Source organism: Amycolatopsis sp. WAC 04169 (genome assembly GCF_003947535.1).
Taxonomy (GTDB): domain Bacteria; phylum Actinomycetota; class Actinomycetes; order Mycobacteriales; family Pseudonocardiaceae; genus Amycolatopsis; species Amycolatopsis keratiniphila.
The window spans coordinates 20,540-34,951 of the sequence record NZ_QHJI01000002.1; the positions used below are offsets into that span (position 1 = coordinate 20,540).

Genomic DNA, 14,412 nt, shown 5'->3' on the forward strand with positions numbered 1-14,412 from the left:
GCGTTCAGGCGACGAAGACACAGAACGGATGCCCCGCCGGATCCGCGTAGACGCGCAACGGTTCTTCGGGGTCGTCGCTGCGGTCGTACCGGAGCCGCCCGCCGAGTTCGAGGACGCGGGCATGCTGTTCGTCGAGTTCCTCGACCGAATCCACGGTCAGGTCCAGGTGCAGTTGCTGGGGCACGGGTTCCGGATCCGGCCAGCTCGCCTCTTCCAGCCGATCGACCTGCTGGAAGGCGAGTTGCGCCCCGCCGTCCGGGTTCCGCAGCACCAGCCAGTCCTTGTCCTCGGCGCCGGGCGGGGGCGCTTCGTCGCCCGGCCGGTAGTCCCAGACCAGCAGACGCCGGTAGAACTCCGCCAGCACGCGGACGTCGGTGCCGTCCAGCACCACCTGACGGAACTTCGGACCCTTTTTCCGCTCAACCAAGCCGTTCACCTCTGTTCGAGCACCGCGAGAACCTGCTCGCACCAGCGAATGTTCTCCTGTTCGAACATGATCCCACGAGCCAGGGTCAGATACGGCCCGACGCGGGGCGCGGTGGCGAGGAACTCCGCCTCGGCGGAGTCGCCGAGCAACCGCTCCCGCAGGCGCTCGAACCGCTTGAGCTTCGTTTCGGCGACGGCCATCCTGTCCGCGACGGCGCGCCGGACCTCCTCGGCGTCGCCCGCTTCGACCGCCTGGACCTGCACCAGCAGCTCGTCACGGATCGCGGTCGGCTTCGGCGCCCGCGTGGTGAAGTCGGCGAGTTCGGCCGCGCCGGCGTCGGTCAAGGAGAAGAGCCGTTTGTTGGGACGCCGTTCCTGCTCGACCACCCGGGCAGCCACCAGGCCCTGCGATTCCATCTTGTCCAGCTCGCGGTAGAGCTGCTGCGGTGTCGCGGTCCAGAAGTTGGCGACCGACGCGTTGAAGCTCTTCGCCAGGTCGTAGCCCGAGGACTCGCCGTCCAGGAGCGTCGCGAGGATCGCGTTCCGCAGCGCCATGGCGCGATGATAGGCACCGCGCGGACTAGTCGCAAAGTTGATTAGTCACTTTGATGGACAGCGGCACGGTGATCACCTACGCTCGGCGGCATCTACTCAACAAGTTGACTATGAGGAGATCGCCATGCCCACGTTCCGTGAAGCAGTCGAAGCGAAGGACGCCGCCGCGATCGAGGCGTTGCTCGCCGACGACGTGGTCTTCACCAGCCCGGTGGCGTTCAAGCCCTACCAGGGGAAGGCGATCACGGCTGCGATCCTGCGCGGGGTCCTGCGGGTGTTCGAGGACTTCCGCTACGTGCGCGAGATCCAGGACGGCGCGCACCACGTGTACGAGTTCGAAGCGACCGTCGACGGGCTCCAGATCAACGGCTGCGACCTGCTGACGTTCGACGCCGACGGCAAGATCACCGACTTCAAGGTGATGGTCCGGCCGTTGCGGGCGGCCGAGGCGCTCGCGGGGCGCATGGGCGCCCAGTTCGAGGCCATCAAGGCGGACGCGCTCGGCTGAACGGCCCGGGTCACCACTCACGAACGCGCGGGGTCCTGCCGCCGCACCATCTCCGCGATCCAGACGGGCGCGAACGGCGACGTGCAGTTCGGCGGGGTCGGATAGTCCTTGAGCACTTCCAGCCGTTCCCCGATGCCGATCGCCCTGGCCCGGTGCTCCGCGTGCTCGATGCCGATCTGCGCCAGGCAGTGGTTCATCGCCCACTGCAGCCGATCCGGCGCGGTCTTCATCTTCGCCTCGATGACGTCGAGCAGCCCGCCGAGGTCGAGGCCCTCGGGCTTCTTCGCCACGCGTTCGGTGGTCAGCGCCCAGCCGGCGCTCGCGACGACGGGATCCGCATCGGCGAACCACGCCAGACGCAGCTCTTCGGCATGCGGGCTCTTCTTGACCACGTAGTTCACGAGCCAGTCGTGCACCTTCGGGGTGCGTGCCTCGCGCACCATGCGGTCCAGATCGTCGCGCCCGAACGCCTTGGGGCGGCAGATGAGGAGCGCGAGCAGTTTCGCGGCGGTGTCGTCCGTCGCCCAGAGTTCCAGCGCGAGGTCCTGCTTGGTTTTCAGCCGTTTGGCGAGCGCACGCAGCTTGCCGAGGTTCACCCCGTGGTCGTCGCCGTGCTTCTCGTTCACCTCGCGTGCGCGCGGATCCTCGAGCGCGGCCAGTTCGGCCAGCACCTCGGCCGTCGTCGTCCCGGTCACCTGTGCAGCCTACGAGGCGTGCCGGGTGGAGGAGCCCCTTGGCCCCTCCACCCTGCCGACCGCTACCCGCGTCGTGCCAGGTCGTCGGCGTGCTCACGCAGGAGGGCGGCGACCCGCGGCCAGCCGACGTTGATCCGCCGCGCCCAGCCGCGATGACGCTGCGCGAGATCCCCTGCGTCACCGTCCTGGACGGTCAATCCGGTGGCGAAGCCCTCTCGGAGATACCCGCCATCGGCGACGTCGAGGACGTCCCGGACCGGCTCCGGCGGCCACCCGTCGTCGTGAAGAGGGGAACCGCTCGCCAACAGGGTGCCGATCGCCCGGTCGCCGAACTCGGCCCGTCCCCGTTCGGCGAACTCCGTGCGGGCGCGCGAAACCCAGGTTTTGAGGGCAGCACCGTCGGTCCCCGGCATGGTGCGCGTCTCGAAGATCGTCAGCCAGGCACCGACCAGTTCGACGCTCGGCGCACTGTCGTCCGCGGGCTGGATCCGGGTGCAGAGATCGACGAACGCGCCGGGGTTCTCGGCGAGGATCCGCTGGAGGCTCCGCGGTTTCCGGTGGTGTTTGAGCGCCGCGTGGAACCGCAGCTCCAGCCGGGCGACCGCGACGTCCGAACCACCGGCCTCGGCCAGCTGGTCCAGCAGCGGGCCGACGTTCGCGACGGCCTTGCGGTCGGGGGCCTCGACACCGTCGGCGGACGCCTGGAGCAGCACTTCCTCGAGCAGGGACGCGGGCAGGGCCGCCCCGTCGCACACCCCCGCGGCGAGCGCCTTGACCGCGGCCCACGGCCGACGCCGCGCGAGTTGCGTGACGAAGAACGATTCCTGTCCTTCAGGAAGCGGCCACGGGCCGACGTGCGTCCAGTAGCCCTCGAGAACCTCTTCGTCGGCGGATTCGAAGAGCTCCAGCGCGTGGTCCACCGGAATGGCCAAAAGATAGTCGACCAGCCGGTCCTGCTCCTTGAGCTGGGTCGCGACCTCCTGCCGCCATTCCCCGCCCTGGGACCGGGCCATCTCGCCGGCCCAGCCCGCCGCCCAGTCCTCACGCCCGAGCTCCGCGAGCGCGTCTTCCCGGAGGTCGTCCGCGGCGACGTGGGCCGCGACCACACCGACCAGCCTGGGCAGGGCGGCCTCGGCGGCGAGCGCGCTCAGCCCGGCGGCACCGTGTTCGCGCAGGACACCGCCGACGGCGTCACGGCGCAGGCGCCCGATCTCCGCTTCACGCGCTTCCGGGTCGAGGGATTCGCCGTCGTCCAGGTACGGATTCCGGCCGAACAACAGGCCGTGCCGCCCGGGATTGACCGCGGGTTCGATCAGCTCGGCGCAGGATTCCAGCCATTGCAGCAACTCCTCCGGCAGCGTCCAGCCGGCGCCCGCGTGATGCCGGTGCTCGGCGGTCACCCCGGTGAGCAGGCCCCACAGGCGAAGGCGTTCGTCCGCCGAGAGCCGTTCGGTGTCCAGCCGGGTGAAGGCTTCCACGACGCGGTCCCACTGCACGGCGTTCAGCTCGGGCAGCCGCTCGAAGAACTCGCACCACCGATACGGCCGTTCCGCCAGCGCCGACAACGCCGAGGCGACCAGCTCGTCCTCGAATTCCGGCCCGTCGGCGACGTCCACGGCGGCCGCCGGGACCGTCCATTCGAGACGGACCTGGGGCCGCCTCGGGCTCGCGAGCAGATGTCCGCGCGGGCCGCGCAGCAGCGCGAGAGCCAGGCGCCAGCCCGCTTCCGGCGAGCGACGGCCGATCGCCTTGACCAGCTCCGTCCGCTGCCCGCCGGGCAGGTCGAGGTACGGATACCACGGCTGCACGAGGGTGATCAGGGATTCGAGCGGCCGGTCACCCGACTCCCGTCCCGGCCGCGTCAGCTCGGCCAGCAGGGAGACCACCATCGGCAACGCGTCCTCGGACCAGCCGACCGTTTCCAAGGCCGCGATCAGCCCTTCGGAGGTGCCGCTCAGCGGCGACGGATCGCTGGTCAGCGCGTGGTCGACGGCACTGAGGAACTCGTGAGGAGCGGCTTCGGCGAGCAAGGGCAGCACATCGGCGAGCGACCGCCAGAGCTCTCCGTCCCCGTCCTCGTTGGCCCGCCCGAGCACTTCGCGGACGAGCCGCGTGGCGTGGTCGGTGCCCGAGACGCCACCGGAGAGCGCCGTCGTCCCCTCGTCGGCCAGCAGCGCGGCGCTCCGCGCCAGTCCGTGCCTCATCTCCGCCGACCACTTCCGCCCCGGCTCCCGCTCGGTGAGCACCTTGACGGCTTCCTCGTGCCAGCGCCGCAGATCCTGCGCGCTCAGCCTGCCGTGGAGAAGCGCCCACGCGTCGTGCGGATCCGCCAGCCGCACGACGTCGCCCGAGCGGGCGAGCAGCGGATCGTCACCGGATTCGGCCCTGGCGAAGAAGCGGGTGAGCTCGTCGGTCTCCCGGCCGGCGATGGCGGCGATCTCGTCCAGGTCGTACCGCGACCCCGCCGACCACCGGCCGATCAGCAGCAGTGGCGCGGCGAGATCGCGCTCCAGCGGGTTCACCCACTTCGGGAGGTCACCGGCGACGGCGAGCTTGCGGCGCAGGGCACCGAGACTCCGCCGGGCGAGGTCCGCGCAAGCGGTCGCGTCGGCGGACGGGACACCGGCCGCCGCGAACGCTTCCGCCGCCTCGTCGCGCGGAATCCGGGGCAGCACCAGGACATCGGCGCCGTCACGGTCCGGCGTGCTCCGCACCACGACGACATGGCCGCCGATCCTCTCCTCCCCCATCTCGACGCCGTCCACCACGGCGACGAACGGCCCGTCCAGGTCGCGGCACTGACGCCAAGCCTCCGGTGTCGACACCCGGACCGCCCGGAGCCCCGGGCGGTGGGCCGCCACCGTGGTCGCGACGAACGCCGCGGCCTCGGTACGGCTGCCCGCGTACACGGGCAGCACCGACGGCTCCGCGTCCAGCCAGTCGCACAGCCGGTCCATTTCGCGGGCCCGGCCGAGCACCGGGAGGCTCTCGGGCAGGACGGGACGCGTTTCGTCCCGCCAGGATTCGAGCCACTCGGCCAGGTCTTGGAGGCCCGGGACGACACCGATGCCCAGCTCCGGGGCGACCCGGGTCAGTTCGGTGATCAGGCCCGCGATGTCCTGCTCCGCCGTGCGCCCGCCGATCCGCCGGTGGGAGTCGGCGGTGATTTCCCCGGGCATGACGGCGTCGTCCACCAGGACCGCGACGATCTTCTTCCCGAGCCGCAAGGCCTCGATGATCTCTTCTTGGACCGCTTCGTCGAGCCCGTCGGTGCCGATCGGCACCACCAGGACCGACGCGGCGTCGCCGGACCGGACGATCCGGTCCTTTCCGAACACGTGACCGAGACTCCGGTCGAGACCGCGGATCCGGTCCTGGCCGTCACCGGCTCGGGCGGTGATGAAGATTCCTGCCATGGTGCGAAATCCTTTCCAGCGAGCACAGTTGTCGATGCGTACGGGCTGTGGTTTCACTCGGCTTCGCCGCGGGCGCGGTCGAGCACCTCCTCGACGCTGAGCGGGCTGGCCGGATGGTGGGTGAGGCACAGCGGGGTGGTCACCCGCTGGAAGCCGAACGCCTCCCCCGACACGTAGAACTGGGCGCGTTCCAGCCGCGAGATGTCGTCGACGGGGCTGCCCTTGGCCCTGGCGAGTTCGTTGGCGGCGGCGATCTGGGCCGGGCTGTTGAGCCTGCCGAAGAACTGCGTCATCGCGTTGCCGACGACCTGGTTGTGCAGGCCCTTGGGCGCCTGCGTCGCGAACAGCAGTCCCAGGCCGTACTTCCGCGCCTGCGAGGCGAGCACGATGGTGCTGCGGGTGCTCGCCGTGAGCGTCCCCGACGCGGCGAGCATCTGCGCCTCGTCCATGACGAAGAGGGCGCCGAGCGGCCGGTCGCCTGCCGGATTCCGCTTGGCCCAGGCGAAAAGTTCCATCTGGAGCTGGTTGACGAAGTTCTGCCGCTGCTTCTCCGAAGGCAGCCCGATGAAGCTGATCACCGAAACCCTTGCCCGCTTGCCTTCCCCGGGAGCGAGCAGGAGTGCCGGATCGACCGGCTCGCCGCCACCCGCCAGGAGCGGGTCGTTGACCATGGAGGCCTTCAGCAGCTCGGCCAGCTCGGCCGCCAGCTTTCGCCCGTCGTTCAACGTGCTCACGCCGTCGGGCAGGTCTTCGAGCACCTCGATGAGCCCGGGCAGGCTCCGTGATCCGGTCCGGGCGTGGTGCACGACGGCCTGCCGCAGCACCGCGAGCCCGACGGTGGCCTTCCCCGTGCTGCCGGTCAGTTTCACCTGGGGCGCGAGGGTCGCCACCGCGACCTCGACGGCCGCGTTGAACTCGTCCTCGTCGTCGAGGACACCGGCGAAATCGGGCAACGGCTGGAACGCGAGCGGCCTGCCGCCGGCCCGTCCCGGCGTCCACACGACGACGTCGGTCTCGGCCAGGTAGCGCTTGGCGAGCTCGGCGTCGTCCGCTCCCCAGGCATCGGGCGGTTCCGGCCACGCGTCGCCGAGGCGGGCGAGGTCGTTGTTCGGGTCCAGCACGATCGCGGAAACGCCCTGCAGCGCGCACTCCTCCACGATCCGCCGCAGCAGCACCGTTTTCCCGGAACCCGAACCCGCGAACACCGCGGCGTGCTTGCGCAGGGCCGCCAGTTCGATCCGGACCGGTTGCCCGCTACCCGCCACGGAGCCGAGGGTGATCTCGCCGTCCGCCGTCGGGGTCGCCTCGGTGGACGCCGCCCGGGGCGACGGTTCCGGCAGGACCTCCGCGAGGAGTTCCGACCGGCCGGCGGGCCGGCGGTCGACGAGCCACTCGTGCAGTTCCCGGCTTCCCTCGGCGAACATCTTGTCCAGTGCCCAGAACGTGCGGACGTCCGCATCGGACATTCCCCGGGACTTGCCGCCCTCCTTGAAGAATTCCTTGAGTTCCGCCTGGGTTTTCACCCCTCCCGACCACGCCGGGTTGCGCAGCAGCACCAGATGCCGGTTCTCCGCGCCCTTCCGCACCCCGGCCGCCGACCGCGCCTTGCGGAACCGGTGCAGCGCGGCGATGTGATGCGACGCCGCGATGGCCCGGAACGCCCAGTGTTCCTCCAGGTCCGACGCTTCGTCCACCGTTCGGGTGAGCCAGGCGTGCAGCTCGTTCCGGTCGCTCTTCGCGCCATGAACCCATTCCATGTTGTCGTTGCCGACCTCGGTGATCCATCCCCGGATCGCGGCCGACAGCAGCCGGGGCATCACCTTGTCCTCGGCCTTCGGATCCAGCAAGGCCGACGGGTCGGCCTCCGAGCGGTGTTCCTCGAACCGCTTGTCCAGTTCCGCGAACCGATCGGCGGCCATCGCCGGACGCGGCGGTCCAGCCGAGCGCACACCGCCTTCGTCGAACGTGGTCAGCTCGATCACCCGGCCCGCCCGGACGCAGGCGTCGATATGCGCGCCGATCCGTTTCAGGACGTCTCGCGGCGACATCTCCTCCCACTCCCCTTCGAAGGCCGCTGGGGACACCGGCCAGGTGGGGTAGTGCGGCACGAACTTCATCGCCTCATACGCGACTCCGAGGCGTTTCTCGACCAGGGCCCTGCCGACTTCGGCATCGGTGACCCGGCCGAGGATCAAGGCTTCACGGAAGCGATCCGGGACGGTGTCGGTGGCCTTCTCCTTCAGCAGTTCCCACGTGCCGGGGAGACACGCGAGTACCGTCATGGTCCTTCTGGTCACTTCCCGCAGGCCCATCAGTCCGTCCGCGATCTGGGCGACGAGCAGGTCCTGTTCTTCGCTGTCCCGCACTTGCCGCTGGCCGACGGCGGACCTGGCGACCAGGGTGTCGAGCTGATCGACGGCGATCACGATCGGGCCGGTGAGCGCGAGCAGCCGCGTGATGTTCTTGACCTGGGTCGCCGCGGACCTGGGATCCGACCGGATCCCCCATTTGCGGCGGTCACCGGATTTCGACTCCGGGAACACGCCGAGGTAGTCGTCCCCGACGTAGTTCTTGTTCGGGTCTTCGCTCGCGTAGAGCACCAGTGCCCGCGCCGTGTCTGCGCATTCCCTGGCGACGTCCCGATCGAGGGCGCGCAGCCCGTCGACGAAGGCGTCAACGTCGGCCTTCGACAGGCCGCGCCCGTCCAAGATCTTCTTGGTGACGTTCGCGTCGAGGCTCGCGCGGAGACAGACGCGGCGCAGGAAGCTGGTGAGCTGGGGGACGCCGGAGCCGTCAAGCCGCGAAAGTCCCCGGCGCATCGCCTCGGCGGTGTTCTCCCAGAACGCGTCGCCCGCCGTGAGGTCGTTGAGGAAGAAGTAGCCGCGGACACCGTGGGCCTGTTTCCGCACGAGGCCGAGCAGGTGGGTCTTGCCCACGCCCTTCTTCCCTTGGAGGACCAGCCCGATCGGGCTCGGGCCGTCGCTGGAGACGGCCTCCTTGATGCCCGCGCCGACCTGCTGCAGCACGCCGGTGTGCAGGCCGTCGACGTGGTACGGCGAGTCACGCCACACGTGATCGGGAGTGTCGGCCCAGTCGAACCGCAGGGCCGCGAGCGCGGTCAGCTCGTCCATCACGGCGCCTCGATCGAGATCAGATGGTTGTCCTCACCGCCGATGCGGATCGCCGCCGCGTGGTCGGCGGCGGTGAGCGCCTTGCGATTCGATTCCGGTACCAGATGTGCCTGTCCCGACCGGCTGAGCTCCTTCAAGACCGCGTCGACGTCCACAGTGGACGCTTCACCGAGCATCGGCCGCAGCTCCACCAACGAGACCCAGTCGCGCGGCGAACGGGACAGTTTGCGATAGGCGATCCGGATCCGGGACTCGATCTCCTCCACCGTCAGGTCGACCTCGGGCATGAAGAGGTCCGCGAGCCGGAGCTTCTCGCGCCGGAGGTGCCTGCCGAGCCCGCCGAGCACGACGTACAGGGCGCTCCCCAGGCTGCTCCGGGGCGCCGGCGCCTCTTGCTGGCTCAATTCCTCTTCGCACCAGGCCCAGCCGCGCTCGGTCAGCTCGTGGTAGAAGGGACGGCCGCGCTGTTCGCTGGCGACCAGATCGAGGCCGTTGAGCTGACGGCGTTCCTTGCCGTCGAGGGCGAAGCCGACGATCTCGCGCAGCTCCGGGTTCGACACCTCGCGGGCGACCACCATCAGCGCGAGCATCGCCGCGGTCTGCTTCTGTCCCAATCGATCCGTCATCCGTGATCCTTCCCGTACCTGGTTGCTACTGATCGAGGAATCCGCTGAATCCTTGGCGTGTCACCCTGGCCTCCGAGGTGCGCACGGCCCATTCGATCGCCTCCCGCGTCTCCGGCGGGGCGAGCACGCGATGCCCCCGCGCCGCGGCGGTCGCCCGGACCCGCGTCGCCGACATGAGCTCCTCGGCGAGGTCCTGCACCCGTTCCCGGTCCCCCGCGCCGATCGCGATCTGCAGCTCGGCGACGATCTCGTCCACGAACCCCCACATGAGCGGCCGCAGCCGGGCGTGCGCGGTCTGCCGGAGCACGCCGGCGCCGACGAGGTCACCCGGTTCGACGAGTGGCGTCGTCCCTCTGAGCTGGTCGACGAGGTTCCGGGCGATCTCCATCGGTCCACGCGACGGGCCGAACTGGAGATGCCGCAGATTGCCGACGTACCCTGGCAGGCGGTTCGGCTCGGTCCCCTTGGTGAGCACCGGGACGACGCGGCGGTCCTGCCCGAGGGTCCGGTGCAGGAACAGTTCGACCTCGGCCGACTGCCAGCGGCTCACCTCGCGGTCGACGATCAGACACAGATGCTTCGCGTCGTCCGCGGTCTTCTCCAGCAGCGACCGCTCCCCCGACAGCGACAGCACCGGCCGGACGCCGAGCTCCACCAGGTACTTCATGAGTTCTTCGGCGAGGTACATCGTCGGTCTGGTCGTGCTGACCCGGACCTCGTGGGAGAAGGTGCGCTTCTCCGCCCGGACCGCGGCCACATAGGCGTCCCGGTTCTCCGCGAGAAGGTCGGTCCGGTCGAAGTCGTGCGCGACGACCGCCGCGACCGTTTCCAGTGCGAAACTGATCTGGTCGGCGGTCGGGCTGATCTCCGTCATCACCGGGAGCTGTTCGCCGAAGGTCCAGAACGAGACGTAGGGCAGCGTCAGATGACGCGACATCACGTCCGGCGAGACCTCGCGGTCGAGCCAGCTGCGGAACAGGTCCTTGGTCTCTTCGAGACAGATGCGCCGCCACTCCTCCGAGCGTGCGTACTCCTCACGGGCGTCGAATCTGGACAGCACCGGCAGGACGGTCAGCTGTGGACGGTCGTAGGGCATGCGGTCGCGCGCGGCGTTGGCGCGTTCGGCGATGTCGACCGCGCCCCGCATGCTCTGCACGTTCGCCGTGAAGAGGACGACGAGCCGGTCCGGAAGATGGGCCGTGCAGATACCCCCGATATCGGAGATACCCGTGCGGCTGTCGATGAGGACGTAGTCGTAGGCGGCCGTCCACTGTTCACGGCATTGTTCGAGGTAGTCGCCGAAACCCTGTTCGTACAAGCCTTCCCAGTCGAGATCCTGCACTCGCCGGACGTAGGCGTCGTCACCGCGGCCGGCGGTGATGACGTCGAGCTTCACCTTCCCGGTCAGCCGGGTCGTATGCGCGCCCGGAGCCAGCCTGCCCTCGCGGAAGTCGTCGATCAGGTCCATGACGCCGCCCGACGGGGGCGCGCTCATCATCGGCCGGAAGTAGGTGTCCAGACCGGGCGCTTCGAGGTCCCAGTCCAGGCACAACACCCGATATCCCCAGCGGGCCAGGAGAACGGCGATATTGGCCAAGGTGAAGCTCCGGCCGACACCGCCCTTGTAGGAGTAGAAGGTGACCACGGTTCCCGGCATGGATCAGAACCTCGGCAGCTTCGACGGCCGGGGCGGTTCGGGTGCCGGTGTCTCGATCGGCCACTCGGGAGACCACGGCGGTGCCTGCGCGATGATCTCCACCAGTTCCTCCACCATCCGCCCCAGCTCGTCTTCGAACTCGATGTACTCGGGGGTCTTCTGGTACTGGGGATGCGGTTTGTTCCAGTCCCGGAAACTGCGCATCCGGCGTTCGTGGGCCCAGTCGGGGTAGTACTCCGAGTCGCTGAAGATCACCGGGTAGATCAACGGGCCCGCCTTCGTCACGCCGTCCCGGGCGACGATTTCCTCCCGTTTCGCCATCGTGTGCCATTCGGCCATGCACCGCTCGTCGCGAAAGTACTTCGGGGAACAGACCGGGATCAGGATCCGGGCACGCTGCAACGCGTCGCGTACTTCCTGAGGCCACTTCCCGCCGACGGCGACACTGTCTTCGAGAAATATCTTGACGTCGTAGTCGACATTGTCGTCCAGAAGTCTCTGCAGCCGCGGGTGGAAGTGATTCCGCACCCAGTCCGGGGCGTCGCCTCCGCCTCGGCGATAGCTGATGAACAGGTGGTACTCGTACACGAGCGCCATCGCCCCTTCGCACCCCGATCCGTTTGACAGCCCCGATCGTAGGGGTCCACGACGCTTTCGAAAAAGGTACAAAAACACGACAAAAACTGGACACGGCCGCGCGCACGAAGCCACCGAAGACAAAAAGATGACAAGCGGGAGACAATGGGTGCCCGCGCGCGTTCGATCGCCGAGAATGCGACCTGCCGGGCAACCTTCACGCGACAGGAGTTTCGATGGCCGACAACGAGCCGCCGCAGGTGTTCGTCACTTACGCACATGATTCACCGGAGCACAAGGAGCGGGTCCGCCACTTCGCGGATTTCCTGCACGGCCGGATCGGACTCGAAGTGCACCTCGATCAATGGGACGACGGCGAACGTCGCGACTGGTCGTTATGGGCGTTGAAGCACCTCGACACGGCGAATTTCGTAGTCGTCATCGCCTCGCCGGACTACAAACGCCGTGCCGAGGGAAACGCGGCCTTCGACGAAGGGCGCGGCTCGCAGTTCGAGGCGGCCCGGATCCGCGATCGTCTGACCCGGGATCTCGGCGGCGAGCTCAAACGGATCCTTCCGGTCGTGTTCCCACAGCAGTCCGTCGACGACATCCCGAACTTCCTCAACCCGCACTCCACCACGAGGTATCCGGTCGACGTGTTCACCGAGGAGGGTGTGGAGGATCTTCTGGCCGCGATCACCGGCAGGGCCCGGCACCAGCGGCCCGAACGCGGCCAGTGGCGCGGCGGCGCGACGAACATCGCGGGCCCCGGCAAGACCTCGCTGGCGACCGGGCTGGAATGGCGGGCGTGCAGCGACGGCATCCGGACCGAAGGCGCGCGGATCAACGACGTGCACTACGCGGACAGCATCGTCTTGCGGGCGGCGGAGCGGCTCGCCTTCGTCGAAGTGGATCTCGGGATGGCCTACCGGAGGCTGACCGCGGTGGCCGGCGTCCTCGACGACGCGGTCGAGCCGTTCCAGGTAGGACACTTCCGCGTCCTGCTGGACGGACGGCCGTCACCGGAGGTCAAGGTGGCGCTGGGGAGGCCGGCGAAGATCGACGTCGGCGTCACGGGTGTGCTGAGGCTCCGGCTGGAGTTCCACCGTCCGGGTACGAGGGAGAGCAAGTGGCTGCCGGAACTGGCCTGGGGCGATCCGGTGCTGGAGTAGGGCGGTGGTGCTCCCGAGCGCGCGGGGTCGACCTGGTCCGTACCTTCGCCCCAGCGGCAGTCACAGCGACTGCGCGCAAGTACATGATGGCCCCCTTCCTTGCGCTAGACGCAGTGAAGGGGGCCATCATGTACTTGGGGAAGGGTGAAGGCGTCAACCGTCCACAAGGGACACCGATTCTCGTCGGAGTGTCCGGTTTGGGCGCTTCGCGCGGGGGTCGTGAATGGCAATGATCGTTCTAACCGCCTTTACCACTCACGACCCCCGCACAGAATCACGCATACAGACATGAATCAGGCACCCAACTGGCGTGAAATGTCCCTTGTGGACACTTTCCGACGATCGACATGGTGCGGAAACTGTGCGGATAGGTGTCACGACCCCCCGCTCAAGAGAAGTCGCCCTCCTCCCGCACCATTTCGCGCAGCTTCACCAGCCCCCGGTGCTGTTTCACCCGGACGTTCCCCGGCGTCAGCCCGAGCGCGGCCGCGGTCTCGGTGGCGGTCAGCCCGACGACGATCCGCAGGGTGAGCACCTCCCGCTGCAGCTTCGGGAGCCGGGCGACGAGCCTGCCCAGCCGCGCGCCGAGGTCGACGTCGAGCATGTGGCTTTCCGGTTCGTTGCGGACCGGCCCGGCCTCCGGCAGCTCGGGCACGGGGTCGGACCGGTCGCGGGACACCGCGCGGAAGGCGTCGGCGACCTTGTTGGCCGCGATCGCCCGCACGAGATAGAGGAACGAGCCGCCACGGTCCTCGTACACCGGCAGCAGTTTGAAGACCGCGAGGCACACCTCTTGCGCGACGTCGTCGGCAGACAGGTAAGAGAGGTCTCGCCCGCCCATCCGCGCGCGGCAGTAGCGCACCAGCATGGGTTTCACGACGGCCAGCAACGCGTCGATCGCGTCCTCGTCCCCGGTCTTCGCCGCCATGACGAGCGGATCGAGCATCTCTTTGGTCAGCCGGCCCGACGGGCGCGGGAGGGTGTCCAAAGTGCGGTATCCCCGGACTTCGCCGCCGATCGGGCGGGTGTCGATGGTCGGCATCGGATCAGCCCATCACTTTCGCGGTGGAATCGAGCCGCCGGACCTGCGCGATGAAGCCGTTCATCCGCCACCGCAGGCTGTACGCCTTGGCCGTGTCGCCGAAGATCTTCTTCTGGTGGAGGATCGCGGCCAGTTCGCCGACGGTCCGCCCGTCCGCCTCGGAGATCTTGAGAGAGATCCCGAGCCGGATCCCGTCGAATTCCGCGGAGCGGGCGATCATCGGGTTGCCGTCGTCCGCGACGGACCAGCCCCTGCCCGCGATCTTCTTCTTGAAAACCTGCCGCAGCTGCTGCCCGGTCAGGGTGGTTTCCACGCGCCGCGGCCGGAATCCGTGTCTCTTGAAGGCGACATAGCCCAGGTACAGAACGGCGATCACGACGAGGATCAGGGCGGCCGTGCCGTTTCCCTCGGTCGTGGTGTCACTGGCGATTCCCATGTTCCCTCTCCCGGGCGTTCGCGGTCCGAATGCCCGATAATCGACGAAATCGGGGACCGCGTTGCGAACCGGGGATTGTTGTCCTGGTTTTGTCCGGTGCCGTTCGCCGGAAAGCGGGCAGATCAAGGACAGCTTTCGCCACGGCGCGTTCCTCGGTAGCGAAATCGTTCCC

At 68.7% G+C, this 14,412-nt stretch carries 12 protein-coding genes; 2 read left to right on the top strand and 10 right to left on the bottom strand.

The window, feature by feature from the left end; genetic code table 11:
- Positions 1–4: 4 nt before the first annotated feature.
- Together DMC61_RS04950 and DMC61_RS04955 are read right to left on the bottom strand one after the other, a co-directional pair.
- The gene (locus tag DMC61_RS04950; RefSeq protein WP_125687191.1) at positions 5–427 is read right to left on the bottom strand and encodes a VOC family protein; all 423 of its coding nucleotides are present in this window, start codon (positions 425–427) and stop codon (positions 5–7) included.
- A gap of 5 nt (positions 428–432) precedes the next feature.
- Positions 433–981 carry a PadR family transcriptional regulator gene (locus tag DMC61_RS04955; RefSeq protein WP_125687193.1) on the bottom strand — a complete coding sequence of 183 codons (549 nt, stop codon included), beginning with the start codon at positions 979–981 and terminating at the stop codon, positions 433–435.
- Positions 982–1,105: 124 nt separating this feature from the next.
- Between DMC61_RS04955 and DMC61_RS04960 the strand changes: the two genes are divergently transcribed.
- Positions 1,106–1,489 carry a nuclear transport factor 2 family protein gene (locus DMC61_RS04960; protein WP_125687195.1) on the top strand — a complete coding sequence of 128 codons (384 nt, stop codon included), beginning with the start codon at positions 1,106–1,108 and terminating at the stop codon, positions 1,487–1,489.
- 17 nt (positions 1,490–1,506) lie between these two features.
- Here the strand turns inward: DMC61_RS04960 and DMC61_RS04965 are convergent, their stop codons facing one another.
- The 6 genes from DMC61_RS04965 to DMC61_RS04990 all read right to left on the bottom strand — a co-directional run bounded on the left by DMC61_RS04965 (position 1,507) and on the right by DMC61_RS04990 (position 11,611).
- Positions 1,507–2,184, bottom strand: coding sequence for a DNA alkylation repair protein (locus DMC61_RS04965; protein WP_125687197.1), 678 nt, complete (start codon positions 2,182–2,184; stop codon positions 1,507–1,509).
- A gap of 62 nt (positions 2,185–2,246) precedes the next feature.
- A complete protein-coding gene (locus DMC61_RS04970) occupies positions 2,247–5,600 on the bottom strand; it encodes a hypothetical protein (RefSeq protein WP_125687199.1) in 3,354 nt (1,117 codons plus the stop codon).
- A 53-nt stretch (positions 5,601–5,653) separates the two neighbouring features.
- Positions 5,654–8,731, bottom strand: a complete 3,078-nt coding sequence (locus DMC61_RS04975; RefSeq protein WP_125687201.1) for an ATP-binding protein — start codon at positions 8,729–8,731, stop codon at positions 5,654–5,656.
- Positions 8,731–9,357 (bottom strand): hypothetical protein, encoded by a 627-nt coding sequence (locus DMC61_RS04980; protein WP_125687203.1) that lies wholly within the window; start codon positions 9,355–9,357, stop codon positions 8,731–8,733. The genes DMC61_RS04975 and DMC61_RS04980 overlap by 1 nt, the downstream gene beginning before the upstream one ends.
- A 25-nt stretch (positions 9,358–9,382) precedes the next feature.
- Positions 9,383–11,014: a CATRA system-associated protein gene (locus DMC61_RS04985; protein WP_125687205.1), complete on the bottom strand. Its 1,632-nt coding sequence runs from the start codon at positions 11,012–11,014 to the stop codon at positions 9,383–9,385.
- Positions 11,015–11,017: 3 nt separating this feature from the next.
- A complete protein-coding gene (locus DMC61_RS04990; protein ID WP_233594702.1) occupies positions 11,018–11,611 on the bottom strand; it encodes a TIR domain-containing protein in 594 nt (197 codons plus the stop codon).
- Between the two features lie 215 nt (positions 11,612–11,826).
- Here DMC61_RS04990 and DMC61_RS04995 point away from each other — a divergent pair, with 215 nt between their 5' ends.
- Positions 11,827–12,762 (top strand): SEFIR domain-containing protein, encoded by a 936-nt coding sequence (locus DMC61_RS04995; RefSeq protein ID WP_125687207.1) that lies wholly within the window; start codon positions 11,827–11,829, stop codon positions 12,760–12,762.
- 388 nt (positions 12,763–13,150) lie between these two features.
- Here the strand turns inward: DMC61_RS04995 and shbA are convergent, their stop codons facing one another.
- On the bottom strand, positions 13,151–13,804 hold the full coding sequence (gene shbA, locus DMC61_RS05000) for an RNA polymerase sigma factor ShbA (protein WP_125687209.1): 654 nt from the start codon (positions 13,802–13,804) through the stop codon (positions 13,151–13,153).
- 4 nt (positions 13,805–13,808) lie between these two features.
- Positions 13,809–14,240, bottom strand: coding sequence for a hypothetical protein (locus tag DMC61_RS05005; protein ID WP_125687211.1), 432 nt, complete (start codon positions 14,238–14,240; stop codon positions 13,809–13,811).
- Positions 14,241–14,412: the final 172 nt, after the last annotated feature.